The 25,670-nt window shown below is 72.1% G+C and carries 20 protein-coding genes; 7 read left to right on the top strand and 13 right to left on the bottom strand.

Translation table 11 applies throughout. The annotated features are described in order from the left end of the window. Nucleotides 1-60 precede the first annotated feature (60 nt). From BG482_RS05110 to BG482_RS05100, 3 genes are all read right to left on the bottom strand, one after another. The gene (locus tag BG482_RS05110; RefSeq protein ID WP_069767617.1) at nucleotides 61-531 is read right to left on the bottom strand and encodes an SSI family serine proteinase inhibitor; all 471 of its coding nucleotides are present in this window, start codon (nucleotides 529-531) and stop codon (nucleotides 61-63) included. Next, entirely contained in the window at nucleotides 528-1,856 is a 1,329-nt protein-coding gene (locus BG482_RS05105) for a M14 family zinc carboxypeptidase (RefSeq protein ID WP_370745749.1), read from the bottom strand. The genes BG482_RS05110 and BG482_RS05105 overlap by 4 nt, the downstream gene beginning before the upstream one ends. Before the next feature lie 302 nt (nucleotides 1,857-2,158). After that, complete coding sequence (locus tag BG482_RS05100; RefSeq protein ID WP_069767615.1) at nucleotides 2,159-2,710, bottom strand: DUF1707 and FHA domain-containing protein; 552 nt, start codon at nucleotides 2,708-2,710, stop codon at nucleotides 2,159-2,161. Between the two features lie 166 nt (nucleotides 2,711-2,876). Between BG482_RS05100 and treZ the strand changes: the two genes are divergently transcribed. Then, nucleotides 2,877-4,622 (top strand): malto-oligosyltrehalose trehalohydrolase, encoded by a 1,746-nt coding sequence (treZ, locus tag BG482_RS05095; protein ID WP_069767614.1) that lies wholly within the window; start codon nucleotides 2,877-2,879, stop codon nucleotides 4,620-4,622. 222 nt (nucleotides 4,623-4,844) lie between these two features. Here the strand turns inward: treZ and BG482_RS05090 are convergent, their stop codons facing one another. The 4 genes from BG482_RS05090 to BG482_RS05075 form a co-directional block, all read right to left on the bottom strand. Beyond that, nucleotides 4,845-5,840, bottom strand: a complete 996-nt coding sequence (locus BG482_RS05090; protein ID WP_069767613.1) for an aminoglycoside phosphotransferase family protein — start codon at nucleotides 5,838-5,840, stop codon at nucleotides 4,845-4,847. A 50-nt stretch (nucleotides 5,841-5,890) separates the two neighbouring features. Continuing rightward, the gene (locus BG482_RS05085) at nucleotides 5,891-7,018 is read right to left on the bottom strand and encodes an aminopeptidase P family protein (protein WP_069767612.1); all 1,128 of its coding nucleotides are present in this window, start codon (nucleotides 7,016-7,018) and stop codon (nucleotides 5,891-5,893) included. Nucleotides 7,019-7,482: 464 nt separating this feature from the next. Continuing rightward, nucleotides 7,483-8,121: a PDZ domain-containing protein gene (locus BG482_RS05080; protein WP_069767611.1), complete on the bottom strand. Its 639-nt coding sequence runs from the start codon at nucleotides 8,119-8,121 to the stop codon at nucleotides 7,483-7,485. Between the two features lie 126 nt (nucleotides 8,122-8,247). Next, nucleotides 8,248-9,114 carry a LysR family transcriptional regulator gene (locus BG482_RS05075; protein WP_069767610.1) on the bottom strand — a complete coding sequence of 289 codons (867 nt, stop codon included), beginning with the start codon at nucleotides 9,112-9,114 and terminating at the stop codon, nucleotides 8,248-8,250. Between the two features lie 95 nt (nucleotides 9,115-9,209). Between BG482_RS05075 and BG482_RS05070 the strand changes: the two genes are divergently transcribed. Continuing rightward, nucleotides 9,210-10,007 (top strand): hypothetical protein, encoded by a 798-nt coding sequence (locus BG482_RS05070; protein ID WP_079141595.1) that lies wholly within the window; start codon nucleotides 9,210-9,212, stop codon nucleotides 10,005-10,007. Here the strand turns inward: BG482_RS05070 and cyc2 are convergent. The 5 genes from cyc2 to BG482_RS05050 form a co-directional block, all read right to left on the bottom strand. Beyond that, complete coding sequence (cyc2, locus tag BG482_RS05065) at nucleotides 9,949-12,138, bottom strand: germacradienol/geosmin synthase Cyc2 (RefSeq protein WP_069767609.1); 2,190 nt, start codon at nucleotides 12,136-12,138, stop codon at nucleotides 9,949-9,951. The two genes, BG482_RS05070 and cyc2, sit on opposite strands and share 59 nt — an antisense overlap. A 23-nt stretch (nucleotides 12,139-12,161) precedes the next feature. After that, nucleotides 12,162-12,332, bottom strand: coding sequence for a hypothetical protein (locus tag BG482_RS43760; protein WP_176741309.1), 171 nt, complete (start codon nucleotides 12,330-12,332; stop codon nucleotides 12,162-12,164). Beyond that, on the bottom strand, nucleotides 12,329-13,600 hold the full coding sequence (locus BG482_RS05060) for a damage-control phosphatase ARMT1 family protein (RefSeq protein ID WP_069767608.1): 1,272 nt from the start codon (nucleotides 13,598-13,600) through the stop codon (nucleotides 12,329-12,331). The genes BG482_RS43760 and BG482_RS05060 overlap by 4 nt, the downstream gene beginning before the upstream one ends. Nucleotides 13,601-13,767: 167 nt before the next feature. Next, on the bottom strand, nucleotides 13,768-14,418 hold the full coding sequence (locus BG482_RS05055; RefSeq protein WP_069767607.1) for a ScbR family autoregulator-binding transcription factor: 651 nt from the start codon (nucleotides 14,416-14,418) through the stop codon (nucleotides 13,768-13,770). Nucleotides 14,419-15,180: 762 nt separating this feature from the next. Beyond that, on the bottom strand, nucleotides 15,181-16,998 hold the full coding sequence (locus BG482_RS05050) for a S8 family serine peptidase (RefSeq protein ID WP_069767606.1): 1,818 nt from the start codon (nucleotides 16,996-16,998) through the stop codon (nucleotides 15,181-15,183). A gap of 384 nt (nucleotides 16,999-17,382) precedes the next feature. Between BG482_RS05050 and BG482_RS05045 the strand changes: the two genes are divergently transcribed. Then, complete coding sequence (locus tag BG482_RS05045) at nucleotides 17,383-18,333, top strand: lytic polysaccharide monooxygenase (RefSeq protein WP_069767605.1); 951 nt, start codon at nucleotides 17,383-17,385, stop codon at nucleotides 18,331-18,333. Between the two features lie 139 nt (nucleotides 18,334-18,472). Here the strand turns inward: BG482_RS05045 and BG482_RS05040 are convergent, their stop codons facing one another. After that, nucleotides 18,473-19,114 (bottom strand): Tat pathway signal sequence domain protein, encoded by a 642-nt coding sequence (locus BG482_RS05040; RefSeq protein WP_069767604.1) that lies wholly within the window; start codon nucleotides 19,112-19,114, stop codon nucleotides 18,473-18,475. 676 nt (nucleotides 19,115-19,790) lie between these two features. Between BG482_RS05040 and BG482_RS05035 the strand changes: the two genes are divergently transcribed. The 4 genes from BG482_RS05035 to BG482_RS05020 all read left to right on the top strand — a co-directional run bounded on the left by BG482_RS05035 (nucleotide 19,791) and on the right by BG482_RS05020 (nucleotide 25,662). Continuing rightward, nucleotides 19,791-20,456, top strand: coding sequence for a DUF6230 family protein (locus BG482_RS05035; protein ID WP_069767603.1), 666 nt, complete (start codon nucleotides 19,791-19,793; stop codon nucleotides 20,454-20,456). Continuing rightward, the gene (locus BG482_RS05030) at nucleotides 20,456-20,917 is read left to right on the top strand and encodes a DUF6114 domain-containing protein (protein ID WP_069767602.1); all 462 of its coding nucleotides are present in this window, start codon (nucleotides 20,456-20,458) and stop codon (nucleotides 20,915-20,917) included. The genes BG482_RS05035 and BG482_RS05030 overlap by 1 nt, the downstream gene beginning before the upstream one ends. A gap of 695 nt (nucleotides 20,918-21,612) precedes the next feature. Further along, complete coding sequence (locus BG482_RS05025; RefSeq protein WP_069767601.1) at nucleotides 21,613-22,626, top strand: substrate-binding domain-containing protein; 1,014 nt, start codon at nucleotides 21,613-21,615, stop codon at nucleotides 22,624-22,626. 102 nt (nucleotides 22,627-22,728) lie between these two features. After that, the gene (locus tag BG482_RS05020; RefSeq protein WP_107450351.1) at nucleotides 22,729-25,662 is read left to right on the top strand and encodes a sensor histidine kinase; all 2,934 of its coding nucleotides are present in this window, start codon (nucleotides 22,729-22,731) and stop codon (nucleotides 25,660-25,662) included. Nucleotides 25,663-25,670 lie beyond the last annotated feature (8 nt).

Here is a 25,670-nt window from a genome sequence, read left to right as displayed (position 1 = left end):
CGGTGGTCGCGGCACGCGCGCGTGCCGCGACCACCGGTACCGCTCAGACAGCGGTACCGCTCAGACCTCGGGCACCTGCTCGTCGTCCAGGGCGAACACCGCCCCGGTCAGCGCCTCCCGCTCGCAGTCGTTGCTGAAGGTGTGCCGGTAGTCGACCGCGCGGCCGTTCCACCGCCCCTGCGCGCGGACCGTCACCGGCGCGTACACCAGCGGGCAGACGCGGTCGCCGTCGCCGGGGACGGCGTCGACGTCGCCGTCGGCCCGGGCCAGCATGTCGCAGGCCTCCGCGGCCCGGGAGTGGCCCTGGGGCGGGTCGCACATCAGCAGGGTCCCGCGGGTGTCGCTGGAGCGGGCGTCGCCGCGGGTGACGGTGAGCTGGAGCCAGTTGCCGGGGACGGCGTCCCCTGAGGCCGCGAGAGCCGGGGCGGCGCCCATGGCGAGCAGGAGGGCGGCCGCGGCCGGCAGGGCACGCCGCACGGCTCTGGCCGAGCGGGACCGGGACCGTTGGGGGAAGTCGGAGAAGTACGTCATTCCCGGTGCATCGGCACGGCGGGCCGTGTACCCCAGTCCGACTCACCCGAACGGGCCGGAGCGGGTCCGGCGGGGGCGCGGCCGGCCAGTTCGAACGCGGCGAGCACGACCCGCGCCTGGTACTCCGCCTGGCGCGCGACGGGGATCCAGCGCGCCCCGAGCGCGTCCCGGTAGTCGGCGCATCCCGCGTCGATGAGCGCGTCGAGTTCCGGCAGCGCGTCGCACGGATCGCGTCCGGCGGCGGTGACCAGCCGGTGCAGCAGCCCCGCCGTGCGCAGGACGATCCGGCGGCCCGCGATGCGCAGGGCGGTCAGGTGGGCGGTGCCGAGCGGCGGGAGCGGGCGGGCGGCGTCCGCGGTGTCGGGGTGCCAGGCGTCCGCGAGGCCGGGGCACACCAGGAGCTGGTCGTCGACCGGGGCCAGCAGCCGGGCTGTGTCGGGGACGTCGAGGAGGTGGGGCCGGACGCGGGCGAGGATACGTTCCAGCACCGCGGCGTCGCGGCGCAGGGCCTGGCTCACGGAGCGCAGCGCGGCGTCCCGGTCGGCCGGCCGGGAGGCGTCCTGCACCGCCGCCACACCCCACATCGGCGCTTCGACGACGGCGGTGAGGGTGCCGTGCGGGCGCGGGTGGTGCCAGGTCGAGTCCACCGCGGCCCCGGCGACGGCCGCGGCCACCGTGCCCCCGCGCGGCGCCGGGATCCGGTACACGGCCGGCCCCAGCCGGGGCCAGTACAGGGTGTCGTAGGGCCCGAACTCGCGGGGGATGCCGAGGCGGGCGGCGGCGTGGCCGACCCGCCGGGAGAGCCCGGGCAGGTCATGGGTGAGTTCGACGAAGGCGCCGCCGACGTCGACGCCGTGCAGCGAGCACTGGAGAAAGGGTCGCAGTTCGTCCTGCAGACGCAGGAGCGCACGGGTCTCCGGCAGCGCAGCGGCGGCCGCGCCGTCGGGCAGCCACTCGGGCTGCTCCAGGAAGCCCGGCCGGAAGAAGTGCCGGAAGTGGCGGCCGAGGCTGTAGGGGCCGGCCAGCCAGCCCTCGTTGCGGCGCAGGCCGTCGGGGTCCAGGCACAGCAGCAGGTTCCAGGTGGCGTCGGCTCCGGCGGTGAGCCGCGGGTCGGCCAGGACGCGTTCGGCCAGCCGCAGGACGGTGGCGCCGCCGACGGGCTCGTTGGCGTGCGGTCCGGCGACGACCAGGGCCTGTCGGGTCCCCCGCCCTACGCGCAGCAGCCACAGGGGCGTGCCCGCGCGCGAGACACCGACGCGGCGCAACCGGACGTCCCCGGAGCTGCGGGCGGCGAGCGCGGCCGCGCGGGCCGCGAGTTCGTCCACCGTCGGGTAGCGGAGGAGCGGCAGGGCACACCTCCACAAGGCCGCGCCGTCGGTTCACCGGGCGTGGCCGGTGTACGCACAGTGAGTCATGGGCCGCCGGCGCGTCAACACCGCGCCGGTCCAGGGGACTTGGGCGGCACTGGACGCGACGCGAGCAGACCTGCGCGGGACTCTTGCGGTACCTGGGCCGGACCCGGGCGGGACTCGTACCGGACCCGGGCGGGACTCGTACCGGACCCGGGCGCGACTCGTACCGGACCCGGGCGGGAGCCGTACCGGACCCGGGCGGGAACCGCGCGGGTTCAGTTCACCGAGAGACGGAACGCCGTCCGGCCGAAGGCGACCTGGTCGCCCTCGCGGACCACGGCCGCGCCGATGACCCGGCGTCCGTTGACGGTCGTCCCGTTGGTCGAGCCGAGGTCGCGCAGCACCCACATCCCGCCCTGGCGGCTCAGCTCGGCGTGCACCCGCGAGACGCTCTCGTGGGTCAGCCGCAGGCCGCTCGCCGGATCGCGGCCGATGCGCAGCGCCTGCTCGGTGCCGGGATGCGGCAGCAGCAGCTTGGGCAGCCGCTCGGCCTGCCAGGCCCGGCGCAGCCGGACGGTGAAGCCCGAGACCGCTTCGACGCTGCCGAAGACGACGCGGGAGAGACGGCTCTCCCTGGGCAGGTCGGCGGTGAGGACGGCGAGCTCGTCCGAGCGGCGGGCCGCGAGGGCCAGCTCCATGCGCCGGATGAACGTGTCGTGTGACAGACGCCCCATGGCGACGCCGTCACGCAACACCTTCAGCGCCCGGTCGCGCTCCACGTCGGACAGCCGCGCGGGGTACGTGTTGAACTCGAAGGACGACGTCACGCTCGTGATTGTCGGTCAGCGAAACCCCGGGTGTCCAGAAGACGGGAAAACGCCACCGCGCGCGCGTGGCGACAATGGGAGTGTTCCCGAAGCGGATCGATCTCCATTGGAGCACGATGGACGACGACGCGCTCCATCACGGTGAACAGACGAAGGGGAACCGTCCGTGCAGTTCGAGGTGTGGGCACCGCAGGCCGAACGTGTGACGCTCCAGTGCCAGGGCGTGGCGCGAGCGATGGAACGCGATCCCGAGCGATCCGGATGGTGGACCGCCGAGGCGGAGGCCGGGGACGGCGCACGGTACGGCTTCTCGCTGGACGACGGCCCGCTCAGGCCCGATCCGCGCTCTCGGCGTCAACCGGACGGCCCCGAGGGGCTCAGCGCGGTCGTCGACCAGGGCCGCCACACCTGGCGCGCGCAGTGGCCCGGGCGCCCGCTGCCGGGGGCGGTCCTGTACGAGCTGCACGTGGGCACCTACACCCCCGAGGGCACCTTGGACGCGGCGGCCGAACGCCTCGGCCATCTCGCCGAACTCGGCATCACCCACGTGGAGTTGATGCCCCTGTGCTCGTTCCCGGGCCGGCACGGCTGGGGATACGACGGGGTGTCCCCGTGGGCGGTGCACGAGCCGTACGGCGGTCCCGAGGCGCTGAAGCGTTTCGTCGACCGGGCCCACGAACTCGGTCTGGGCGTGGTCCTGGACGTGGTGCACAACCATCTGGGACCGTCCGGGAACTTCCTGCCCGAGTTCGGCCCCTACTTCACCGAGACGCACCACACGCCGTGGGGGGCGGCCGTCAACCTGGACGCGCCCGGCTCGGACGAGGTGCGCGCCTACCTGCGGGACAGCGCGCTGGCCTGGCTGCGCGACTACCGGCTCGACGGACTGCGGCTGGACGCGGTCCACGCCCTCGCGGACACGCGCGCGTGCCACTTCCTGGAGGAGCTGACGGCGGCCGTGGACGCCCTCGCCGCCGAGAGCGGCCGGCCGCTGTTCCTGATCGCCGAGTCCGACCTGAACGACCCGCGGACGATCACCCCCCGCCGGGAGAACGGCCTGGGCCTGCACGCGCAATGGAACGACGACTTCCATCACGCCCTGCACACGGCGCTCACCGGCGAGTCCCAGGGCTACTACGCCGACTTCGCGCGTGACCCCTTCGCCGCGCTCGCCAAGACCCTCACCGGCGGCTTCTTCCACGACGGCGCGTACTCCGGTTTCCGGGGCCGCCGCCACGGCCGTCCGCTGGACCGCGCCCGGACGCCGGCGCACCGGCTGCTGGGCTACGCCCAGACCCACGACCAGGTCGGCAACCGCGCCCTCGGCGACCGCCTCTCGGCATCCCTCTCCCCCGGTCTGCTGGCCTGCGCGGCCGCGCTGACGCTCACCGCCCCGTTCACGCCGATGCTGTTCATGGGCGAGGAGTGGGCCGCGGGCACGCCCTGGCAGTACTTCACCGACCACACCGACCCCGAGCTGGCCGAGGCCGTACGGCGGGGCCGTCGGCGGGAGTTCGCGGCGCACGGCTGGGCCGAGGAGGACGTGCCCGACCCGCAGGACCCGGCGACCCGCGAGCGCTCCTGCCTGGACTGGTCCGAGCCGCGGCGCGAGCCGCACGCGCGCGTGCTGGCCTGGTACCGCGAGCTCATCGCGCTGCGGCACGCGCAGGCCGACCTCACCGACCCCGACCTGACCGACATCAAGGTGGCTTACGACGCGCAGTCCCGCTGGCTGGCCTTCCGGCGCGGCGACGTCCGGGTGGCCGTCAACCTCGGCGCGGAGCCGGCCGCGATCCCGCTCGGTCCGCGCCCGGCCCGCGTGCTGGCCGCGTGGGAACCGGTGGACGCACCGGGCCCGGACGGTCTGCTGCAACTGCCCGGCCGGTCGTGCGTGATCCTGGAACAGGACTGAGCACACCCGACGAACCGGGCGCGGGACGGGGCGGCGGTCGGGGCGGGTCGGGCCGGGTCGGGACGATTCGCAACGGGACGGAATGGGTCGGGACGGGTCGGGACGGGTCGGGACGGGTCGCGAACGCCCCGCTGTCACCGCGTGCGGGGGCCGGCGCCGCCCCGGATGCGGTGTCGGCCCCGTCCCGGCAAGCCGGCGAAGGGGGCGAGACGGCCGAGGCGGTCACGGTCCCTCGTCCGGTGGGCCCTCCCCGCCTTCTCCGCCCTCCGCGTCCTCGCGCAGTTCCGTCACCCGTTCCAGCAGGATGGCCTCCCAGGCCCGTCCCAGCCGGGTACGCCACAGGGAGAGGGCCTCCGGGTCCCGCCGGCCGGGGCCGCGGCCCGTGACGTGTTCCGCGAGGCGGACGACGGTGTCGCAGCGGGCGAGCCACAGGCCGCGCAGACAGGGGCGGGCGCCGTAACCGGCGAGGGTGGCGGCCCGTACGGCGGCGCCGGAGCCCACGGCCAGGGCGAGACCGGCGATGTCCTCCGCGGGATCCCCGACGACCGCCTCGGTCCAGTCCAGGACGCCGCGCACCCGGCCGTCCGCACTCACCACGAGGTGCTCGCCCCGCAGGGCGTGATGGACGAGGACGGCCGTGGCGGGCTGGGCGGCCAGCTGGGCCGCGCCGGGCGGGGTGAGCTGGTGCAGACGGGCGGGGTCGAACTCGTCGGCCCGCGCCAGGCCTTCCGCCGCGGCCACCGCCGTCCGGCGCAGCGCCTCCAGCGAGCGCGGGCCGGTGCGCGGCACTCCGAGCGACTCGGCCGCCCGGGGCGGGACCTCGCGGAGCCCGCCGAGCAGTCCGGCGAGGTCGGCCTCGCCGACGGCCGACACGTCGTGCTCCTCGGCCGTGCCGCCGGGCAGCCTCGTGTCGAGGGTGTAGACCAGCCCCGGGGACCACTCGCCGTGCGCGACGCCGGTCGGCAGAGCCACCGGGACGTGCGGGCGGACGAGGTCGCGCAGCCGCAGTTCGCGCAGGCGGCGCCGGCCGGACTCGCGGTCGGGGGCCAGATGCAGCACATGGCGGGCGCCGACCCACCAGGTGGTCTGCGGGCCGTCCTCCGCGACCGGCCGTACCTCCGGGCCCGGGCCGCCCGGACCTCCCGGGCCGCTCTCCTCGAGGAGCGCGCGGACCAGTCGGCGGACGGTGTCCGCGGTGGGTTTCGGTGCCTGGGTCATGATCGCGCCGTTGCCGTTCGGGTGGGTGCCGGAGACTCCTGGGGGACGGGTCAGTCCACTATGACGAGCTCGCGAGTGGTGTCGTTGAGACGGCGGCCGCCGTCCTCGGTGACGGTGACGATGTCCTCGATGCGCACCCCGAAACGACCGGGCAGGTAGACGCCGGGCTCGACGGAGAAGCACATCCCGGGCACGAGGGGCTGCTCCTCGCCCTCGATCATGTAGGGCGGCTCGTGGGTCGTGACGCCGATGCCGTGGCCGGTGCGGTGGATGAAGTACGGGCCGTAGCCGGCGTCGGCGATGACCGCGCGGGCCGCCCGGTCGACCTCCTGGCAGGCGACCCCCGGCCGCACCGCCCGGAAACCCGCCTCCTGCGCCTCGCGGACGAGGTCGTGCACCCGGCGCTCCTCCTCGGTGGGTTCGCCGACGTGGACGGTGCGGGAGGTGTCGGAGCCGTAGCCGTCCTTGAGGCCGCCGAAGTCGAGGACGACCATGTCGCCGTGCTCGATGACGCGGTCGCCGACCTCGTGATGCGGGTTGGCGCCGTTGGGCCCCGAGGCGACGATGGTGAAGTCGACCTGGGAGTGTCCGAACCGGCGCAGCAGGTCGGCGAGGTCGGCGCCGACCTCCGTCTCACGGCGTCCGGCGAAGGGGACCCGCCTGATTTCTTCGAACGCCCGGTCCGCGGCGGCCCCTGCGGCCGCCATCAGCTCCAGCTCGGCCGTGTCCTTGACCGCGCGCAGCATCGGCAGAACCTGTGTGAGGGAGGCGTAGGAGGCGGCGGGCAGGGCCTTCTGCAGGCTGAGCAGGTGCATCGCCCACGCGTTGTCGCTGATCCCGAACCGGCCGCCCGCGTCGAGCAGGGCGGCGGCGACGGCGTACGGGTCCTTGCCGTCGGTCCAGTCGCGCAGGGTGAGGGCCGGAGCGCCGGCCGCCTTCGCCGCGTCCGGAGCCTCCAGGGTGGGCACGACGAGCACGGGTTCCCGGCCGGCGGCGAGGACGAGCAGTGTGAGCCGTTCGGTGGCGGCGGTGGGCGCGTACCCGGTGAGCCAGACGAGGTCGGGGCCCGGCGCCACGAGGAGGCCGGAGAGTCCGGCCTCGGCGGCCTCGCGCGCGGCACGCGCCATGCGGGCCCGGTAGTCGTCGGCGGTGAAGGGCGCGGGGGCGGTGCCGTTCATCCGGGCCTCCCTGGAAGGACGTGGCGACTGAGGTGTGGCGCTCGCCCGGACGCACTGACCCCGACCTGACGGCCACGGGCAGCATCCTGCCCGTCCGGCGAGGGTCCCGCGAGCCGATTGACGAGGTTACGGCGCTTCGACGGCGGCAGCGGCGGCCCGGGCCGGCCGTCGCCGTCGTCCTCCCGGACGCCCGCCCGCCGCGCACACGGCGGCTCGACGGGACGCGCCCGGCGACGCAACCCCTCGTCCGGACCGCGCGTCGCGACCGCCCCGAGGGGCGAGGGCGAGGGCGAGGGCGAGGGCGAGGGACGAGGACGGAGGACGAAGGACGTGGGACGTGGCACGTGGAACGAGCAATGGATCGGCGCGTCGGCCGGCTGGACCCGTCCTTCACCCTCGACCGTCGCCCTCGCCCTGTGCTCTCGCCCTCCTCCGCCCTTCGCCCGTCGTCCTACGGGTCCCTCTCAGGTGACCACGCCCGGGATCACCGTCAACTGCCGGCAGGCTCCGCTCCGGTGACATGCCGTCAGGCGCACGGCCCTGCCGGGGCGCGTCGCGTCGACCGCCCGTGCGAGGTCCGTCGCCGATTCGATCCTGACGCCGTCGAACCGGAGCAGGATGTCGCCGCGGACCAGGCCCGCCGTGAAGCCGGGGCCGGGCACATGGACGGCGACGATCCTGGCGCCCGTCTTCCGGGCGTCCACGGCCTCCAGTCCCAGGGAGGCCCGGGCCGGTCCCTCCCCCGCCCCGGAGGCCGGGGATGGGGCGGACGGCGCGGAAGGGGCCGCACGTCCGGAGCCGGCCCCCTGTCCCACCCGCCCCGCCTGTCCCGACTGCGTCGCCTGCCCGGCCCGGGTGCCCGGACCCGCCTGCCGCTGCAGCTCGGCCAGTCTGCTCGTTCCGATCACGGTCGTCCCGACGGCGCCCAGCCCCACGCCCGACAACACCAGGATCGTGCCGGCGAACAGGCCCAGCAGCAATGTCGTCAGTCTGCCGCCGCGACGGCGCGCGGCGTGCGGGCGCGGGACCCGGTCGCCCGGACCGGCGCAGCCTCCCGACTCCTGTCCCGGCAACGGCTTGGGACGCAACGCGGTGTGTTCCATGGATCGCCTCCGGCTGGTCCACTACCCGGCACACCGGCGCACCACGAGCCACGAACGAGTGAGACTGACCCGGACCGGGACGGTACCGAAGCCGGTGCGGGCGGCGTGAAGGGGCCGCCCCGTCGCTCACGCGCGCGGGGACAGCGCCTCGGCCAGCGCTCGCGCCGCGCCCGAGAGTGCGCCAGCGAACACGAGTTCGATCCGGTGCACCAGCCGGGGCTCCACGACCGGGACGGCGACCGTGCCCGCGGCACCCGCGGCCACCGAGCGGGGCAGCAGAGCCAGACCGTGGCCGGCGGCGGCCAGGGAGGTCAGGACGCGGACGTCGGCGCCCTCGTAGCGCAGGGCGGGACGGAAGCCGTGGCCGCCGTTCGCAGCACGCAGCTCGGACAGCGGCAGCCCGGCCTCCGGCGCGTCCACCCAGCGGGCGTCGGCGAGATCGCCGAGGCGCAGGCCGTCCCGCCCGGCGAGGGGGTGATCGACGGGCAACAGCACGCCGACCGGCTCCTCGCCGACGCCGTGCGTGGTCAGCGGCGCCACGTCGGGCAGCCGAAGCGGGTCGCTGGGCGCGGCCAGCCCGTCGACCAGTCCCAGGTCGGCCGTGCCTTCGGCGACCGCGGCCGACACGCCGTCGCGGCCGAGCACGCGCAGCGTGACGCCGGCGGACGGAAGCGCGGCGAGAGCCACGGGGCCGAGGGCGGTCGGCGAAGCGGCCAGCGTCAGCCCGTGCGGGGGTGCGGAGGCGAGCCGGACGACGTCCGCGCGGGCCGCGTCCAGACGCAGCAGCAGCGGGCCCGCGTGTTCGAGCAGCCGTTCGCCGGCCGCGGTGGGGGCGACCGGACGGCGGGTGAGCAGCGGCGCGCCGAGGTCCTGTTCGAGGGCCGCGATGTGCTGGGAGACGGCCGACTGGGTGTAGCCGAGCTCGCGGGCGGCCTCGGAGAACGAGGCGAGTCGGGCGACGGCGACCAGGGTGCGCAGCAGGTGCGGGTCCATGCCGGCCAGGATCCCAGAGGCGCATCAGCTCTGCTTATCGAAGGTGCAGGAATCATCGTTGGACGTGAAGCGAGGGCGCGCCGAGGATGAGCGTCATGACCGACAACGCAGCCCAGATCGCGCGGATCGCCCTGGTCGGCGACCGCTCGCCGAACGTCGTCTCGCACACCCGCGTCCCGCTCCTGGTGGACGCTCTCGCCGTCCGCGACCGGCTGGTCCTGGACGCCTACTGGATCCCCACGGAGCAGGCGGAGGCCGACGGGGCGGTGCGCGGCTTCGACGCGGTGTGGGCGGTGCCGGGCAGCCCCTACCGCAGCGAGGCGGGCGTCCTGTCGGCGATCCGCACGGCACGCGAGGAGGGCATCCCGTTCCTGGGCACCTGCGGTGGCTTCCAGCACGCGCTCCTGGAGTACGCCCGCAACGTCTGCGGGCTGCCGCGCGCCGCGCACGCCGAGAACGACCCCGAGGCCGAAGACCCGCTCATCGAACCGCTGGCCTGTTCCCTCGTGGGCCACGAGGGCGTGGTCACGCTGGAACCGGGCTCGCTCGCACACTCCCTGATCGGCTCGGGACGCACGGTCGAGCGCTACTTCTGCGCGTACGGGCCCTCCCGCCACCTCGACACCCTGCGCGCCCACGGACTGCGCTTCACCGGCCACGACGAGGACGGCCGGCCCCGCCTCGCCGAACTTCCGGACCTTCCGTTCTTCATGGCCTCCCTGTTCCAGCCGGAGCTGTCCGGCGACGGCTCACGCCCGCATCCGATCGTCCGGGCGCTGGCGCGGGCCGCGGTCGAACACGCCGCCCGCAGAACGCGTCAGCCGGCGCAGGACGTCAGGAGAGCGACGGATACGGCACCGAGGCCGGATACGGCACGCGGGCCGGTGACATGAGGTCCGGCAGGAAGCCGTGGGTGCGGCGGGCCAGATAGCCGGGTTTGTAGCGGTCGACCTCACGGTGCCAGTGCAGGATGCCCGCCAGCCAGTTCTGCAGGTCGGCGACGTAGTCCCCCATCGCCTCGCGGGCTTCCGGCGACAGGTCGAAGTCGTCGTACAGGACGGGCAGTTCCTGCGCGACCACATGCTCGAACTGCTGCATGCGCTGGGTCATCAGATCGTGGACGACGCCGAGCCCCGCCGGGTAGTCGCAGCCGAAGAAGTTCTGCACGACGAGGATCGCGTTGTGCATCTCCCCCTCGTACTCGATCTCCTTCTGGTACGAGAAGACGTCGTTGGTGAGACACGCGTAGTCCACGGCCGCGTTCTCCAGCGCGCGGACGACGCCGCTGCGGTAGACCTCCGGCGGGATCGCCGGGCCCCGGCCCGCCCGGCACATGCTGAGGGTGAGGTCGGAGCCGAAGGTGGCGCGGCGCATCTCCAGATAGTCGATCGGGTCGGGCACACGGTTCTGGAGCTGGTTGGACAGCTCCCACACCCAGCTCTCGGTCATCACGTCGACCGCGTCGCGCAGGGTGCGGCGCTGGTCGGGGGACATGGCGGCAGTGGTGCGCACCCACAGGTCGATCAGGCCGCGCTCCATGGCGTTGACGGGGACGACGGGCGCCGCCTCGCCGTCCACGGGCATGCAGGCGGACAGGCGGGCCGTGGTCAGCCGAGCGGCCGCGAGGTCGCGGCGGCCGCCGAAGACGAGCGGGTAGTAGTCGTCGCCGTAGGTGCCCCAGGCGAGCCACTGTGCGCTGAGGTCGAGGGCCTCGGGGGTGGCGTCCGGGTCGAGACCGGCCGAGCACAGCGCGAGGTCGTAGGCGGCGAGCTTGTCCTCGTCCCAGACGCCCTCCTCCAGGATGCCCATCCGGTGCGACCACGCCGTCAGACGCGGGCGGCACGCCTCCAGGTGCGGGCTCAGTTCCACGGGGAAGGGCATGTGGAAGTCGGGCAGCAGCGACGGGCCGACCTTCTGGAACGGCACGTGCGCGTACGCGCGCAGGCGTTCGGAGGCCGCCGACGCGAGCAGCGCGCCGACGTCGGCTGCGGAGGTTCCCGGGCCGGTCAGCTTCTGCCAGGGCGCGCCGACGGCCACGCCCTTGTTCATGTAGCGACTGGAGCGCATGTGCCACTCGTGGCCGCCGGACTGCCAGTCCTGCAGGCCTTTGGCGTAGGCGGCGACGGCGGCCACCTCGTCGGGCCTGAGCCCCTTCTCCAGGGCCACCGCGGGCACTTCGGTGAACGCGGTGTGCTCGAACTGGTGCAGGCGGGAGGTGAGGATGTCGTTGACGGTGTCGGCGGCCTCCTGGGTGGTGCAGCCGAAGAACTTCTCCAGGACGAGGACACCGTTGCTGTTCTCGCCCTCGTCCTCGACCTCGCGCTGGTAGGAGAACAGGTCGTTGCGCAGGTGCACGGCGTCGGAGAAGGTCTCCATCAACACCCTGAGCGGCCTCGACCCGGCGACGGCGGCCGGGACCTCGGCGGCCGCGTACTCCACCAGCCCCGCCGACCAGGGCGCGCCGCCCACCTTGCGCCGCATCTCGATGTACTCGACGGGGTTGGCGATCCGCCCCTCGTCGATGTTGGACAGTTCCCACATCGACTCGTTGAGCAGGTGCTCCGTCGCCACGGCGAAACGGCGCCGCCAGGCCTCGGACATGGCCGGCACGGTGCGCGTCCACAGGTCCTTCAGGCCCGCTTCCACCGGGTTGCGCGGCTCGGGCACGGGCGTCGCCAGGTCCAGCGGCATGAACAGCGGAAGCCGGTCCAGGTGGGCCTTGCCGGCGGCGCGGTCCGGGGTGCGCTTGAACATGTCGAGGAAGTGGTCGTCGAAGAAGAACACCCACACGTACCAGTCGGTGATCAGCGACAGCGCCGGGCCGTCGCAGTCGGGGTGGGTATAGGCGCAGAGCAGGCCGTAGTCGTGGGCCTCCAGGTCGGACTGCTCCCAGATCCCGGACCCCTCCAGCATGCCCATGTCGCGCGCCCACTCGGTGGAATGGGCCCGCGCCTGCTCGACGTGCGGGTTCAGCCGCGCGGGATGCGGCATGTAGAACTGCGGTAGCTCGAACGGCTGCGTCATGGCCGGGCCCTACCCGGGGGTCCTCACCGCCATCCGCGGGGCGGCACATGATCACACCATCGCGTGAATCGGGCGGAAAGCGGTGAACGGTACGGCTGTTGTTGCTGCGGCTGCGGCTGCGGCAGCGGCAGCGGCAGCGGCAGCGGCAGCGGCAGCGGCAGCGGCAGCGGCAGCGGCAGCGGCAGCGGGGTCATTTCCTCAGCTGGATCAGCGCATGCGTTCCGCCGGTCCGCCAGCGTTGTCCCTCGGCGGCGACCAACGCGGCCTCCGTGGCGCCGTCGAGCCCGGTGATCACATCGGACTTCAACGTGCGCAGCGCTACGACCGGACCGGGGAAGTAGGCGGTGACATCGGCGAAGGGGGTGGTCGGGGCCCACCTGCTGTCGCCCACCAGGCGGCGGTAGTTGAGGTCGCCCTTGACGATCGTCAGCGCCGCCCCCGCGAACTCGGCCCGCAGGTCGTCCGGCATCCGCGCGTACGGCAGGGGCGCGGCGGAGAACGGATGCGCGCGCACCGTCAGGACGCCGTCGGCCATGGCCGCCCAGAGTCGTCGGCCGTGGTCGGCGGCTGCTCCTCCCGCGCCCGTCAGCTTCCGCAGCGCGTCGACGACGTCCGCCGTCGTCGCGTCGGAGACGTAGTACGGGTACGGCTTGACGTGCAGGACGACCCGGTCGCACTGCCCCTGGCCGAGGAGATGGGCCACCAGGAGGAGATCGGGGATCAGTTCGCGGCCCGCGTTGTCGGCGACCAGACACAGGGTTGTGCCCGCACCCGCGCCGACATCCCGGCCCGGGTCCCCCTCCCGGCCCGGGCCACCGTCCCGGCCCCGCTCCCGATCCCGGTCCCCGTGCGCAGGCGCAGGCGCGACCGTGAGAAGGGACCAGAGCGCCTCACTGTCGTCAGCGACGAGCCCCGGCACGGCGGCCCGCCCCTCGGCCTCACCGTCGGACAACCGGAAGCCCAGGTCGGCACGGTTGCCCCACAGGGAGCCGTGCAGAAGGGCTCGGCCCCGCTCCTCGACCCGGCGGTCCGCCAGGGAGTCGAGCGCCGTCAGCTCCTCGTCGGTCTCGGCCGCGTCGAGTTCGGCGAGCTTGAAGGGACGGAAGGGGTCGATGCCCGCCCACGGCCCGGGGCCGAAGTACCCGACGGCGTCCAGAAGCCGACGGTAGAAATAGCTTTCCGACCACAGCCAGGGCACGTCGAACCAGGAACGGCCGACGTAGGCGTCGAGACCCCAGTCCCGCCAACGGTCCCGGTCGTGCGCGTCGTCGGGCAGAGGTTCGATGACGCCCTCGGCGCAGGAGTCCGCCAACGCGTCCAGCGCGCGGTGGGCCTCGGGCCCGTAGGGAAAGGCGTCCCGCACCTGTCGGATGATCGCCGGATGCCGTTCGGCCAGCACACTGCGGGGAAACGAGCCGGGTTCGTTGCCGAGGATCACGGGCGGTGCGGGGGTACGACTCATGCGGCTCACGGTATCGCGGAGGCGCGGAGGAAGCGCTTCTCATGATCGCCGGGCGCGGCCGGACGGGCTGGGCGGCGGAGCCGGAAGAGCGCGTGGCCCCGGCCGCTCCGGCCGATCCGACCGGCCGCCCGGCACCCGGGGACGGGCGAACCCTGCTCCGACGGCTCTCAGACCGCCGCCATGATCTCCCGTTCCAGCCGCGTGACGAGGGTGAGATAGCGCGGGCGACGCGGTACCGGCACCAGCCCTCGGATGAGGACGTACCACATCTCGGACATCCGGCGGGGCAGCCGGCCGGCGGGTTCACGGGAGCGGCCGACGACACGGGTGCCGACGAAGAAACAGACCAGGGAGTGGGCCACGGTCTCGACGTCGACGTCCTGGTGGATGTCGGATTCCTTGACCGCGCCGCCGAGCCGTCGGGAGACCAGGTCCAGCAACTCCGCGAACGGATGCGGCAAAGGTGGCCGGACCGGCACTCCCCCGGTGGCGAGCCGCAGGCCTGCACGGGCGATCGGACCCTCCACCGACAGCCTGGCCAGGCCGAACGTCAGACGCATCACGGCTTCGAGGGACGCGTAACCACGATCGTCGATCTCCCCGGCTACCCGGCGGGCGGCCTGGGACTGCAGCTCCATGATGGCGTGGGCCAGGTCCTCCTTCGCGGCGAAGTGGAAGTACAGGGCCCCCTTGGTGACATGGGCGTGCGCGACGATGTCACTGAGACTTGTCGACTCGTAGCCGCGCCGGTCGAACAGGTCGGCGGCGGCCGTGATGATCGTCGTACGGGTCTGTTCGGCGCGTAACTGCCTCGCCATCGGCTGATACTCTCCCGGGCCGGTAAAGAACGGGTCATGCCGTTTTTTCTCACCCCACGTGGACCGTAGCTCACCGTGCGGCAATGGCGACCAGGTCGCGGACATCACCGACTCCCGTGGTGATGACCGGACTTGCCCGCGGAGGACGGCTCTCTCAGGCAGCCTGCCTCCAACAGGAAACGTACCAGTGGCACAGTCCGAACGGCCATCGAAAGAGACGGGATGCGCGGTTTCTGGAGCAGTTACCGGAGGGTCGGGCGCTGCGAGAGGCGGCTGACACGTGTAACCGATTTCGAACCGGATCGAGTTACGCAACGGACCGTCTGTTCCCGGTCGTTTCGGGGGCGGTTCGGGGCGGGTTCGGGCGCGGTTCGCGGGGCTCAGTTTCGAAGGCGGTTACAGCAACGTTCTCGGAGAGGGTCACCACCGCGCGCCGACACGACGATCGCGGCAACAGTCCCGAAAACGCTTACAGCGGTGACCACAGCAACAGTTGCGACAACGCTTACAGCAACCACCACCCCAGCAAGAGTGGCGACGGCTGCGACAACGGTTGCAGCAACGATCGCGGCAACGAATGCGGCAGAAGTTGCGTCCATGGTTACGGAGACTGTGGCGGATGCAGACGTGAGTCGGGCCGGTCGGTGTCCATCCACACCGGCCGGCCCGCCCGTTCATCGGTGACGCGACCACTGCGACGCACCGTTCAGAAGCCGGAAAGGCGTTCAGAAACGTTGGTCAGCGGGTCGGCCGGAGCACCGGTCAGAAAGTCAGCTTCCAGCCGTTGAGCCTTCCCGTGTCCTGAGCGGCCGTGTCCTGGACGCGCAGCTTCCAGGTGCCGTTGGCGGTCTCGGCGGAGGCGTTGACCGAGTACGTGGTGATGACGTCGTCCGCGGAGTCCGAGCTGCTCGCCGCCTTCAGGCGGTAGGCGGTCCCGTCGGGCGCGACGAGGTCGACGACCAGGTCGCCGCGGTAGGTGTGGGTGATGTCGACGCCGACCTGGAGGGCGGCCGGGGCGTTGCCGGTGCGACCGGTGACGGTGATCGGGGACTCGACGGCGGACCCGTTGTCCGGGATGGCGACGGTGGTGGTGCTGGAGAAGGTGGTGCCCCCCGTGGTGCCCCCTGAGCCGCCGGAGCCGCTCACCGCCTGTACCGTCCTGGCCGCGTCCGCGAGACCCGCGCCGCAACCGCCGGAGCAGGCGCCGGGCAGGGGACGGGCGTTGCTCTTGATGGCCGCCTCGATCTGTGCCGGGGTCAGCGAGGAGTTCGCCGATTTCATCAGCGCGACCAGGCCGGCGATGTGCGGGGTGGCCATGCTGGTGCCCTGGTAGTAGGCGTACGACTCGCTCGACGGCGTCTTGGCGCCGGAGTTCAGCGTGGACAGGATGCCGTTGGCGGTGCCGGTGCTGGTCTGGCCTCCGGGCGCCGAGATGTCCACCAGAGAACCGTAGTTGGAGTAGGACGCCTTGGCCCCGGTGCGGTTGGTGGCGCCGACCGAGATGACGTTGTTGCAGTTGCCCGGCGAGTGGTTCGCGACGTTGTCGTTGTCGTTGCCGGCCGCCACGACGACGGTCGTGCCGCGGTTCACGGCGGCCGTGATCGCGCTCTGCGTCGCCGAGGTGCACGCCCCGTCGCCGCCCAGGCTCATGTTGATGACCTTGGCGATGTTGGAGTTGGCGGGAACACCGGAAACCGTTCCACCGGACGCCCAGGTGATGGCGTCGATGATGTCGGAGTCGTAGCCGCCGCACTTGCCGAGCACACGGAGGGGAGAGATCTTCGCGCCGTACGCGATGCCGGCGACGCCCTTGCCGTTGTTCGTGACGGCGGCGATGGTGCCGGCGACATGGGTGCCGTGCCAGGAGGAGTTGCTGGCCGGGATGCCGGAACCGCACTCGTTGGCGGCGTAGTAGTCGCCCGGGTCGGCCGGGTTGCCGTCGCGGCCGTCGCCGTCGGCGGAGACCGCCGTGTCGGCGATGAAGTCGTAGCCGGCGACGATGTTGGCGGCAAGGTCGGAGTGCGTTACGTAACCGGTGTCGATCACAGCGACGGTGACGCCGGTGCCGGTCGAAGTGGCCCAGGCGCCGGGCACGTTCATGCCCGCGGTGGACTCGAAGAGGTCCCACTGCTTGGCGTACTCGGTGTCGTCGGGGTCGGCCTTCGGCTTGTTCAGCCGGTCCGGGACCACGTAGGCGACCTGTGGGTCGGCCCGGTACCGGTCCACCACGTCGGCGACGTCCGCCCGCGTGAGGTCGTCGCCCAGATCGACCAGGGCGGCGCCGGTGCCGAGGCGGCGCTGGAAGTCGACGTCCTCGCCGGCCTCCTTGCCCTTGGCGGCGGCGTCCGCCTCGGCGGCGGGGTTCGAAGTGGCCTCGGCGGCACCGGACTTGTAGCCGACGATGAGACGCTCGGCCGGGGCTCCGGGCGCGGCCTCGGTCTGGGCTGCGGGGACGGTCAGACCTTCGGAAACGGCTTCCCGGGCGGCGGCGGAGGTGGCCGTCGAGGCGGCGGTGAGGAGGGCGGCGGAGACCGCTGCGACGGATATCAGCTTCCGTCTCAGGGCGGGTGAGGTGCGCAAGGGCGTGCCTTTCGTGGCCGGCGCCGGACAGGGCGGGGCGGCGGTCGATTCGCTTCGGCGTCGAAGCGGCGGGGGGTGCAACGAAGCGGCGGGGTGCTCGACGAGCAGCGCGACGGGCCGGCCAGGCGCGGGAGCCGACCCTGTCGGGGTTACCTGTGGGTCGGCTGTGCAGGAACGATAGGCAAAGGATCAGTCATAGGGATACGGGGGAAACCCTCGATCCGGCCGGAAACCCACCCTCGACGAGCACGATCGGTCGCCGAACGACCGATGCGATCCGGCCGGCTCGGTGTTCGCGGGCGCACGGCGACGCGATGAACACGCCGTGCCGGATTCCCGTACTCACGGCAGACCGTTCCCCCGCCGGCCGAGGAGACGTCCCCGATGCCCCGCATGACCGCACATCGCACCGCAGCCCTCGCGGCCACCGCCGTGAGTCCGCTTCTGCTGGGCCTGTGGGCCGCCGGGCCGGCCCAGGCGCACGGCGCCCCGACGGATCCGGTCAGCCGGGTGTACGCCTGCTCGCCCGAGGGCGGCGCCGCAGCCCGGACGGCGGCCTGCCGGGCTGCCGTCGACGCGAACGGCGCTTCCTTCGCGGCGTGGGACAACCTTCGGGTGGCGGACGTGAACGGCCGTGACCGGCAGACCGTCCCGGACGGGCAGTTGTGCAGCGGCGGCCTGCCCGCCTACAAGGGGCTCGACCTCGCCCGCACCGACTGGCCGTCGACCAGGCTGTCCCCGGGCGGGACGCTGCACATGACGTACGCCTCGACGATCGCGCACACCGGCACGTTCAAGCTGTATCTCACGAAGCCCGGGTACGACCCGTCGAAACCGCTTACCTGGGCTGATCTGCCCGAGCGGCCGTTCGCCGAGGCCAAGGATCCGGATCTGAAGAACGGCGCCTACCGCTTCACGGCGAAGCTGCCCGCGGACCGGACGGGACGGCAGATGCTGTACACGATCTGGCAGAACAGCAGCACGTCCGACACCTATTACTCGTGCTCGGACGTGGTGTTCTCGACATCGGCCTCGCAAAGCAAGCCACGGAACAGGCCGGCGAGCACGCCGGTGGGCAAGGCACCGGTTTCGGCCACGCCGACGGCTGGGGAAAGCGGGGCGGCGCCGTCGTCGGCGTCCGGCAGCCCTTTCGCGTCGGCGTCATCGGGCCCCGCGTCGGCGCAGAGCGTTGCGGCCGCCCCCAGGAGCACCCCGGTGGCGTCCGGGACCACGGCCGGCTCCGGGCCGTCGGCGCCGATGCTGGCAGGTGGCGCCGCGGCGGTGCTGGCCCTCACCGGTGGAACCGCCCTGGCCGTGCGGCTGCGCCGCCGCTGAGCCCGCGCCGAGCGGACGGCGGCATACAGAACTCCGGGTGTACGGACGTCAGTTGTCCGCACACCCGGATGAGGTGTCCGCGCAGGGGCCGGCCTCGTCCGGGTCGGCCCCTGCGCGGATCAGCCGCGCCGAGCGGCGATCAGTTGACGGTGACGGCCGCGCCCGCGTCGGTCACCGGGGCGTACTTCGCGGTGAAGTAGCCGTTGGCGAAGCAGAGCGACGAGCCGGACGTCTTGGTGAAGTGCTGGCTGGTGAAGGTGATGCTGTTGTCGTCGTTGCTTGCTACGCCGGTCAGGCTCGGGGCCTGGTAGACGCAGTTGATGCTGCCGAGCAGGGTGCGCAGCACGACCGTGGTCTGGACGGTGGAGCCGGCCGCCGGGGTGACGGTCACGGAGCCGTCCGACCCCACGCTGGTGGTGTAGGGCAGGTTGTTGACCGTGACGCTGGTGACGCCGAGCACACCGAGCACGTTGGCGGTGCAGCCGCCGAAGGAGTGCGCGGTGAGCGACTCGGTGGCGGTGCCGGGCGCGGTCGGGTTGTCGGTGACGGTGGCGTTGAAGGCGGACGAGGCACAGGAGACCCCGCTGGTGCCGGTCGCGCTGGAGTACAGCGTGGCGGCCGTGCCGCTGGCCAGGGACGCGTTGAGGACGTCACCGACGGCGACGTCGCCGTTGGCGGTCGTGAGGACCGCGCCGGCAGCGGAGGCAGGGGTGACGGCGGCGAGGGACAGGGCGGCGACCGTACCGGCAAGGGCGAGGAGGGAGCGGGAGCGGGTGCGCATGCGGGTGCCTCTTTCTCAAAGGGGGGGTACATCGGGGGAGTTGGTCGGTACGAGGGAACCGGCGCGTTGCATGGGAGCAACATGGGGGGACGCGTTCGGCGTCCACCGCTGCCGGCCCGTGACGCCTTCTCCGTACGTGACGGACCGACAACGGCAGGCGACCGGTGACCGGCCGGAGGCACTGGTGAGTGCTCCGGCCGGGCCGGGCGGAAAGGGCGACCGGCCGAGGCCACAGGGGGGAAGCGGCCTTGCCGGTGCCGTGAAGGGATCGAGCCCGGACAGGGCCCGTACTGGCTGAAAACGTCCGGGAGCGCGGAGCTTGTCGCCGCGCTGCGGATCCGGCGCCACGGATCCGGGCTGGGCCAGGGAGAGTTGTAGACCTGATGTCCAGTCAACGTCAAGAGCTGAAAAGGAACTTGATGGACCGACAGATATATGCGAGCAGCTGGATCGATGGCGCGGTCCGCAGGTGGCACATAATGAACACTCTTTTTCCACATCTCCCTTGACCGCATGGTGTAACCATCGGTAACTTCCTCGACGGCTACTGCTGCGTAACGTGAAAGCCCTTGCGGCTTCCGGGAGTCACAAGGAGACGTGCGCGGCAGCCGCTGTCCGCGCCAGGACAACGTGCCACTGAAGCCCAACCCGCATGACTTAGCGCATGGGAGCAGACATGGCCTCGTCCCCGGACGTCACGTCGTCCGCCGACAACATTCCCGAGAACCCCGAAAGCGGTTCCACAGAGAGACGCGGCCGAGTCCGGCTGCGCCGGGCCGCCGTGATGGCGGTGCCCGCCACCTTCGTCGCCGCGGGGCTCGCGGTCCTCACCGCGCAGGGCGCGCTCGGCGTGCAGTTCGCGATCTCCGGCATGCCGTTCGTCGTCACCGCCGACCGGCTCGACGGTGAAGGCTTCGCACAGTTCGGCGGCCTGGACAACATGATCGAGAACAGCCCGAACCAGGGCGACACCGGTGGCCAGGTCCTGGTCGTCACCTCGGTCGTGAAGAACGGCAAGATCACGAACATGTGCCAGAGCGTCGACCTCGGCGGTATCCAGCTCATCCTCAAGGCCGGCGGCGGGAACACCCCGGTGAGCGTGAAGAACCTGGCCATCGACTCCGACCAGATCACCGGCGACGCCGAGTTCAACAACATCGAGATCGGCCGCGACGCCAGCACCTTCGACAAGGTCCCGATCCAGGGCCCCGCGGGCGTATACGGCCAGCAGGCCGACACCGTCGTCATCAAGAACCTGTACCAGCACAACTACGCGGCCACCGCCGCCGTCTTCAAGCTCCCCGGACTGAAGATGAGCTTCTCGAGCGAGGGCTGTAAGTAATGACCTTCACCCAGTGGCGGGACCGCTTCCACGGATGGAGAGGCCACCGGCCCTTCGCAGGCGGCGTGCTGCTCGTCCTGGGCGGCGCCGAGATCCTGGTGACCATGAAGGCACCGCTTCCGGTCATCCTCCACGTCGGCATGCAGGGGCTGGCGGGTTACCTCCTGCCCACCCTGATGGTGCTCTGCGGTCTGCTGATCCTGTTCAACCCGACCCAGCGGCTGTTCTACTCGATCATCGCGATCATGCTCTCCCTGGGCACCTGGCTCACCTCCAACATCGGCGGCTTCGTCATCGGCCTCCTGATGGGCGCCGTGGGCAGCTGCCTGGCCTTCGGCTGGGTTCCCGACCAGGAACCGCGCCAGAGCCGTCGCAAGCGGCACCAGGAGAAGCAGACCGAGCACACGGTCCAGAGCGTCCACAAGGGCGGCCACCTGCCCGAGGCGGGCAGGCCCGCCTGAGCCGGGTCCCGAAAACCGCTCTCCGGGTTTCGAGACCGCTCTCGTAACGCGACGGACCGGAAACGAGCCCGCAACCAACCCGCAAGGCTCCGCACGGACCGGACGACACCGGCAGGGCCCGACAACGGGACCGAACGGACCCGAGAGGTGCCGAACGGGAGCGGACCTGACGGAACGGAGACGAACCTGACGGGACGGGAACGGACCTGACAGGACGGGAACGGACCTGACGGGACGGGATCAGAGCCGCGGAGCGGAGCGCAAGAAAAGCAGTACGGAACGAGTGCGGTACAAATCCGACTCGCGGTCATGGTGTACGGCCGCACGTCAACTCACCGGCGGGGCCGGGCGACCTGTGCACAGCGGGCCGCCTCCGGCCCCGCCGGTCTCGTCATCCCCGGCGCGTACAGGTGGCGGGGGCGTATGGGCGTCGGGGTCGCATGCGAAAGGCGTATGACACCCAATTGACGATCAGTCAATCCACCTGCGATTTTGCCGTGCTGGTCCGTACCGCAGGCGTACTGGATCACAATGCGGCACCGGCATCTCACCCCCGGTGGTTGCTCACTTGACTACCAGCGGTCACACACGGTTGGCTCCGAGCCAACGAATGTCTCCCGCCGGTGCCCACCCCCTCGCATCGGTGCCGCTCGCCCCGTCCCTCTGCTCTGCCGCACAGCGAGGTGCAGCCCCCCATGAACACTTCCCTCCCCATCCCCCGGTCTTCCGCAGTCCCGAGATCGCTGCGCCTCGCCGCCATGGCCGCGGCGTGCTGCCTCCTGCTCGCCGGCTGCTCCGGCGCCGACTTGTCCGCTTCGGCCACGGACAGGGCGGGCGGTCCGGCCGACCGCATCAAGATCGCCCTGATCACCCACGGCGCCGAGGACGACGCCTTCTGGGAGCTGGTACGCAAGGGTGCCGAGGCGGCAGCCGCCAAGGACGGCGTGGATCTGACCTACGCCAGCGACTCCGACGGTGCGGGACAAGCCGAGCTGGTGCGGGACGCGATCCGCGACAAGGTGGACGGCATCGCGGTGACCCTGGCCAAACCGCAGGCCATGAGGGCTCCGGTGGCCGCGGCCAAGGCGGCCGGCATACCCGTGGTCGGCCTCAACTCGGGTATCGACGCGTGGCGTTCGGCTGGCCTCCTCGAGTACTTCGGGCAGGACGAGAGCGTCGCGGGCCGCGCCGTCGGCGACAAACTCGACGGCCTCGACGTCAAGCACGCCCTGTGCGTCATCCACGAGCGGGGCAACGTCGCCCTGGAGGCGCGTTGCGCGGGCGTGAAGAAGACGTTCACCGGCGAGACGGACATGCTCTACGTCGACGGTACGGACATGGACGCGATGACCGCCGCCGTGACGACACGTCTGCGGCAGGACCCGGACATCGACGAAGTCATCACCAACGGGGCCCAGTTCGCGCTGGCGGCCGTGAAAGCGGCCGACGAGGCGGGGAGCAAGGCCGAGATCGCCACCTTCGACCTCAACAAGGACCTGGTCACGGCCGTCCGCGACGGCCGAGTGCAATTCGCCGTGGATCAGCAGCCCTATCTCCAGGGGTACCTGGCCGTGGACGGACTGTGGCTCCACCGGACCAACGGCAACGTGAGCGGCGGCGGCGTGGCCCCCGTGCTGACCGGACCTGCCTTCGTCACCCGCGCCAACGTCGCCCAGGTCGCCGGCCTCGCCGCCGCCGGAACCCGCTGACCAAGCACCGGGTACCGACCGGTCACTGACCGGTCACTGACCAGGCGATTCTCCAGTCTCTTCCGCCTCCCCCCCTCCCCGCTGATCGCTCCTAGGACGGCCATGTCTCCACGGTCAGGCGCCAGGCGCCGCCGTCTCGGCTCCATACGTCTCTCCCTGATCCTGCTGGCGCTGGTGCCCGGCATCACCCTCACCGCCATGTGGGGTGTGACGACGACCCAGATGTTCACCGAGGGGCTCCGGCTGCGCGCGCAGACGGAACTGAGCCGGTCCACCGGCGCCATGGGCACCGAGGCGACGCTCGCGTTGCAGCAGGAACGCAGTCTGTCGGCCGTATGGCTGGCTTCCGGGCCGGGTGGATCCCGGGCCGCGCTGGAGGCGCAGCGCACGAAGACGGACGAAGCGGTCGCCAAACTGGTCTCCCGGGCGGACGCCATCCAGAAGGCCTCGACCCGTGTCCGCGACCGGCTTTACTCGGTCGTCGCCTCCGTCAGCAGCCTGGAGTACTACCGTGGTCAGGTGGACGACCCCGTCGACATCACCGCAGCGCAGGCGTTGGACCAGTACACGTCCATCATTGACGACCAGATCCATGCCTTCCAGGAACTGTCCCAGGTCGACGACGGCGACCTCACCTCGCAGGCTGGACCGCTCGTGGCACTGGAGCACGCGGCCGAGCTGGTCTCCGAGGAGGACCTGCAGCTCACCCTGGCCGGCCCCAGGGGCCGGATGGACGAGAAGACCTGGGCGCAGTTCGCGCAGCTGGTGAACAGCCGCCGCTGGTTGGTGCAGGACCAGATCGTCCCCTCGCTCACCGGTGATGCGAAAGCGGCTACCGAGGACATCCTGACGAGCTACCAGTGGCAGACCCTGGAGGCCATCGAGAACAAGGTGCTCGCCGCTCGCGCGAAACAGAGCGAAAGCGGTGACATCGTGTTGCCGGACGTGCAGAAGTCATGGCGTGCCGCACTCATCGACGTCTCCGACCAGTACTCGAAGCTGATCCGGCAGCAGACCGCCACCCTGCTGCAGCACAGCGCGGACGACTCCCGCGGGCTGCTGATCAAGGCCGCCTCGCTGAGCGCCGGCGGTCTGCTCGCCCTGCTGGTGTGCATAGGCATGTCCTGGCGGATCACGCGCTCCCTGTCGCGGCGGCTGCACGGGCTGCGGATGGCCACGCTGAGCCTCGCGCACGACCGGCTTCCGGACGTGGTGGCCCGCCTGGACCGGGGAGAGACCGTCGACGTGGACGCGGAGACCCCGCCGCTGGACTACGGGAGTGACGAACTCGGCCAGGTTGCAAAGGCGTTCAATACCGCGCAGCGCACCGCCGTGCTCACCGCGGTGGAACTCGCCGACACCCGGCGCGGTTTCCAGAAGGTCATCCTGGGCATCGCCCGGCAGAGCCAGAACCTGGTCAACCTCCAGCTCAGCAAGCTCGACGCGCTGGAACGTCAGCACCAGGACCCCGACGTCCTGAACGGACTGTACGAACTCGACTCCACGGCAAGCCAGTTGCGCCGCTACGAGGAGAACCTCGTCATCATCAGCGGCGGCCGGCCGGGACGCAGCTGGGCAGAGCCGGTGGCGCTGATCGACATCCTGCGAAGTGCCGTCGGTGAAGTCGCCGAGTACCGGCGGGTGGAGGTGCACACCGAGGAGGAGGTGTCCATCGCACCGCCCGCCGTGGCGGACGTCATCCATCTGCTGGCCGAGCTCATCGACAACGCGACCTCCTATTCGCCCGCCCCGTCCCCGGTCGGGGTCCGGGCGACGCTGGTGGCCAAGGGGCTGGCGATCGAGGTGGAGGACCGCGGGCTCGGGATGCCCGAGGACGACTACGCGTCGTTCAACGAGCAGTTGGCGGTCTCTCCGCAGTTCGACGTGGTGGCACTCGCCGACGACCTGCGGCTGGGCATGTTCGTGGTCGCCCGGCTCGCGACCCGGCACGGCATCGCCGTCACCCTGCGCTCCTCTCCGTACGGCGGAACCACGGCGATCGTGCTGGTCCCGCTCGACATCGTGGTCCTCGACGCGTCCGGCGACCGGTCCGGAGCGGACGACCTGCCCGGCGGCGGCCCGGCTGCCGCAGGGGCCCTGCACCCGGAGACAGGCCTGACGCCCCGGGGACGGGGGCCGTCGGACCTGCCAGGGGACGCGAATGCGGACGGCACTGCGCGAAGGCCTGCCGACGAGGAATGGAAGAACTCCGCAGTGTCACCGGCTACGCCCGTCGGCGAGAGGCCGGAAGAGACCGGCCCGCAGCGGGAACAGGACCGGGTGCAGGAGCCGGCGCAGGCGCGGGTGCAGGGGGATGCGCAGGCGCAGAAACAGGACCGGGTGCAGGAGCACAGCAGGTCCAGGCACGAGGGGGATCTGCCGTCCCTTCCGGTCCGGGGCACCGCGAGCGCGACGGGCGAATCGCGCCCGTCCGGGGCGAGTAGTTCCGAGCGCGCCTCAGCGGCCGCCGCCATGGTGACGTCCGCCGTGTCGCGTGCGAAGCCCAGTCCGGCCGGAGCTGACAGGACTGAAGGGTCCGACGGGACCGACGAGGACTTGGGCGGGACGGATCAAAGGAATCCGAAGGACAGTTCCGACGGGACCGACGGGGCGGACGGGACCGACGGGACCGACGGGGCGGACGTTCCGGTTCGTGCCCTCGGCCGGCCGCGGGGGCGCTCGGCGGTCCCGGTCCAGGCGCCAGAAACGGCCGTCCGTCCTGATGGGCTGGTTCCGCTGCCCCGCCGGGTACCGCAGACCAGCCTCGCCACCGAGTTGCGCGACGACACCGCCTCCGCCGCCTACGCCGAGGAAAACGGTTTCCCGGACGATTTCACCGCCGAGCGCGCGGCCTCCTCACTCGCCGGCTTCCAGCGCGGCACCCGGCGAGCCCTCGCCGCCGCAGACGCAGACGCAGACGCCGACGACGAGCCGCACGCCGGACCGCAGGGAACGGCCGCCGCGCAGGATGCCGACTCACCGGTCACCGCTGCCGGCGCCTCCCAGACCTCGACCCCGCCCGCCGACCGCTCATGAAGGACATC

This window comes from Streptomyces sp. LUP30 (assembly GCF_001746365.1).
Taxonomy (GTDB): domain Bacteria; phylum Actinomycetota; class Actinomycetes; order Streptomycetales; family Streptomycetaceae; genus Streptomyces.
This window is presented reverse-complemented; position numbering and strand designations above follow the sequence as displayed.

Coding starts and splice junctions, on each gene's coding strand:
- BG482_RS05110 (WP_069767617.1), bottom strand. CDS start 531: ATGACGTACTTCTCCGACTTCCCCCAACGGTCCCGGTCCCGCTCGGCC.
- BG482_RS05090 (WP_069767613.1), bottom strand. CDS start 5,840: ATGACCCAGGCACCGAAACCCACCGCGGACACCGTCCGCCGACTGGTC.
- BG482_RS05085 (WP_069767612.1), bottom strand. CDS start 7,018: ATGAACGGCACCGCCCCCGCGCCCTTCACCGCCGACGACTACCGGGCC.
- BG482_RS05080 (WP_069767611.1), bottom strand. CDS start 8,121: ATGGAACACACCGCGTTGCGTCCCAAGCCGTTGCCGGGACAGGAGTCG.
- BG482_RS05075 (WP_069767610.1), bottom strand. CDS start 9,114: ATGGACCCGCACCTGCTGCGCACCCTGGTCGCCGTCGCCCGACTCGCC.
- BG482_RS05070 (WP_079141595.1), top strand. CDS start 9,210: ATGACCGACAACGCAGCCCAGATCGCGCGGATCGCCCTGGTCGGCGAC.
- cyc2 (WP_069767609.1), bottom strand. CDS start 12,138: ATGACGCAGCCGTTCGAGCTACCGCAGTTCTACATGCCGCATCCCGCG.
- BG482_RS43760 (WP_176741309.1), bottom strand. CDS start 12,332: ATGACCCCGCTGCCGCTGCCGCTGCCGCTGCCGCTGCCGCTGCCGCTG.
- BG482_RS05060 (WP_069767608.1), bottom strand. CDS start 13,600: ATGAGTCGTACCCCCGCACCGCCCGTGATCCTCGGCAACGAACCCGGC.
- BG482_RS05055 (WP_069767607.1), bottom strand. CDS start 14,418: ATGGCGAGGCAGTTACGCGCCGAACAGACCCGTACGACGATCATCACG.
- BG482_RS05045 (WP_069767605.1), top strand. CDS start 17,383: ATGCCCCGCATGACCGCACATCGCACCGCAGCCCTCGCGGCCACCGCC.
- BG482_RS05040 (WP_069767604.1), bottom strand. CDS start 19,114: ATGCGCACCCGCTCCCGCTCCCTCCTCGCCCTTGCCGGTACGGTCGCC.
- BG482_RS05035 (WP_069767603.1), top strand. CDS start 19,791: ATGGCCTCGTCCCCGGACGTCACGTCGTCCGCCGACAACATTCCCGAG.
- BG482_RS05030 (WP_069767602.1), top strand. CDS start 20,456: ATGACCTTCACCCAGTGGCGGGACCGCTTCCACGGATGGAGAGGCCAC.
- BG482_RS05025 (WP_069767601.1), top strand. CDS start 21,613: ATGAACACTTCCCTCCCCATCCCCCGGTCTTCCGCAGTCCCGAGATCG.
- BG482_RS05020 (WP_107450351.1), top strand. CDS start 22,729: ATGTCTCCACGGTCAGGCGCCAGGCGCCGCCGTCTCGGCTCCATACGT.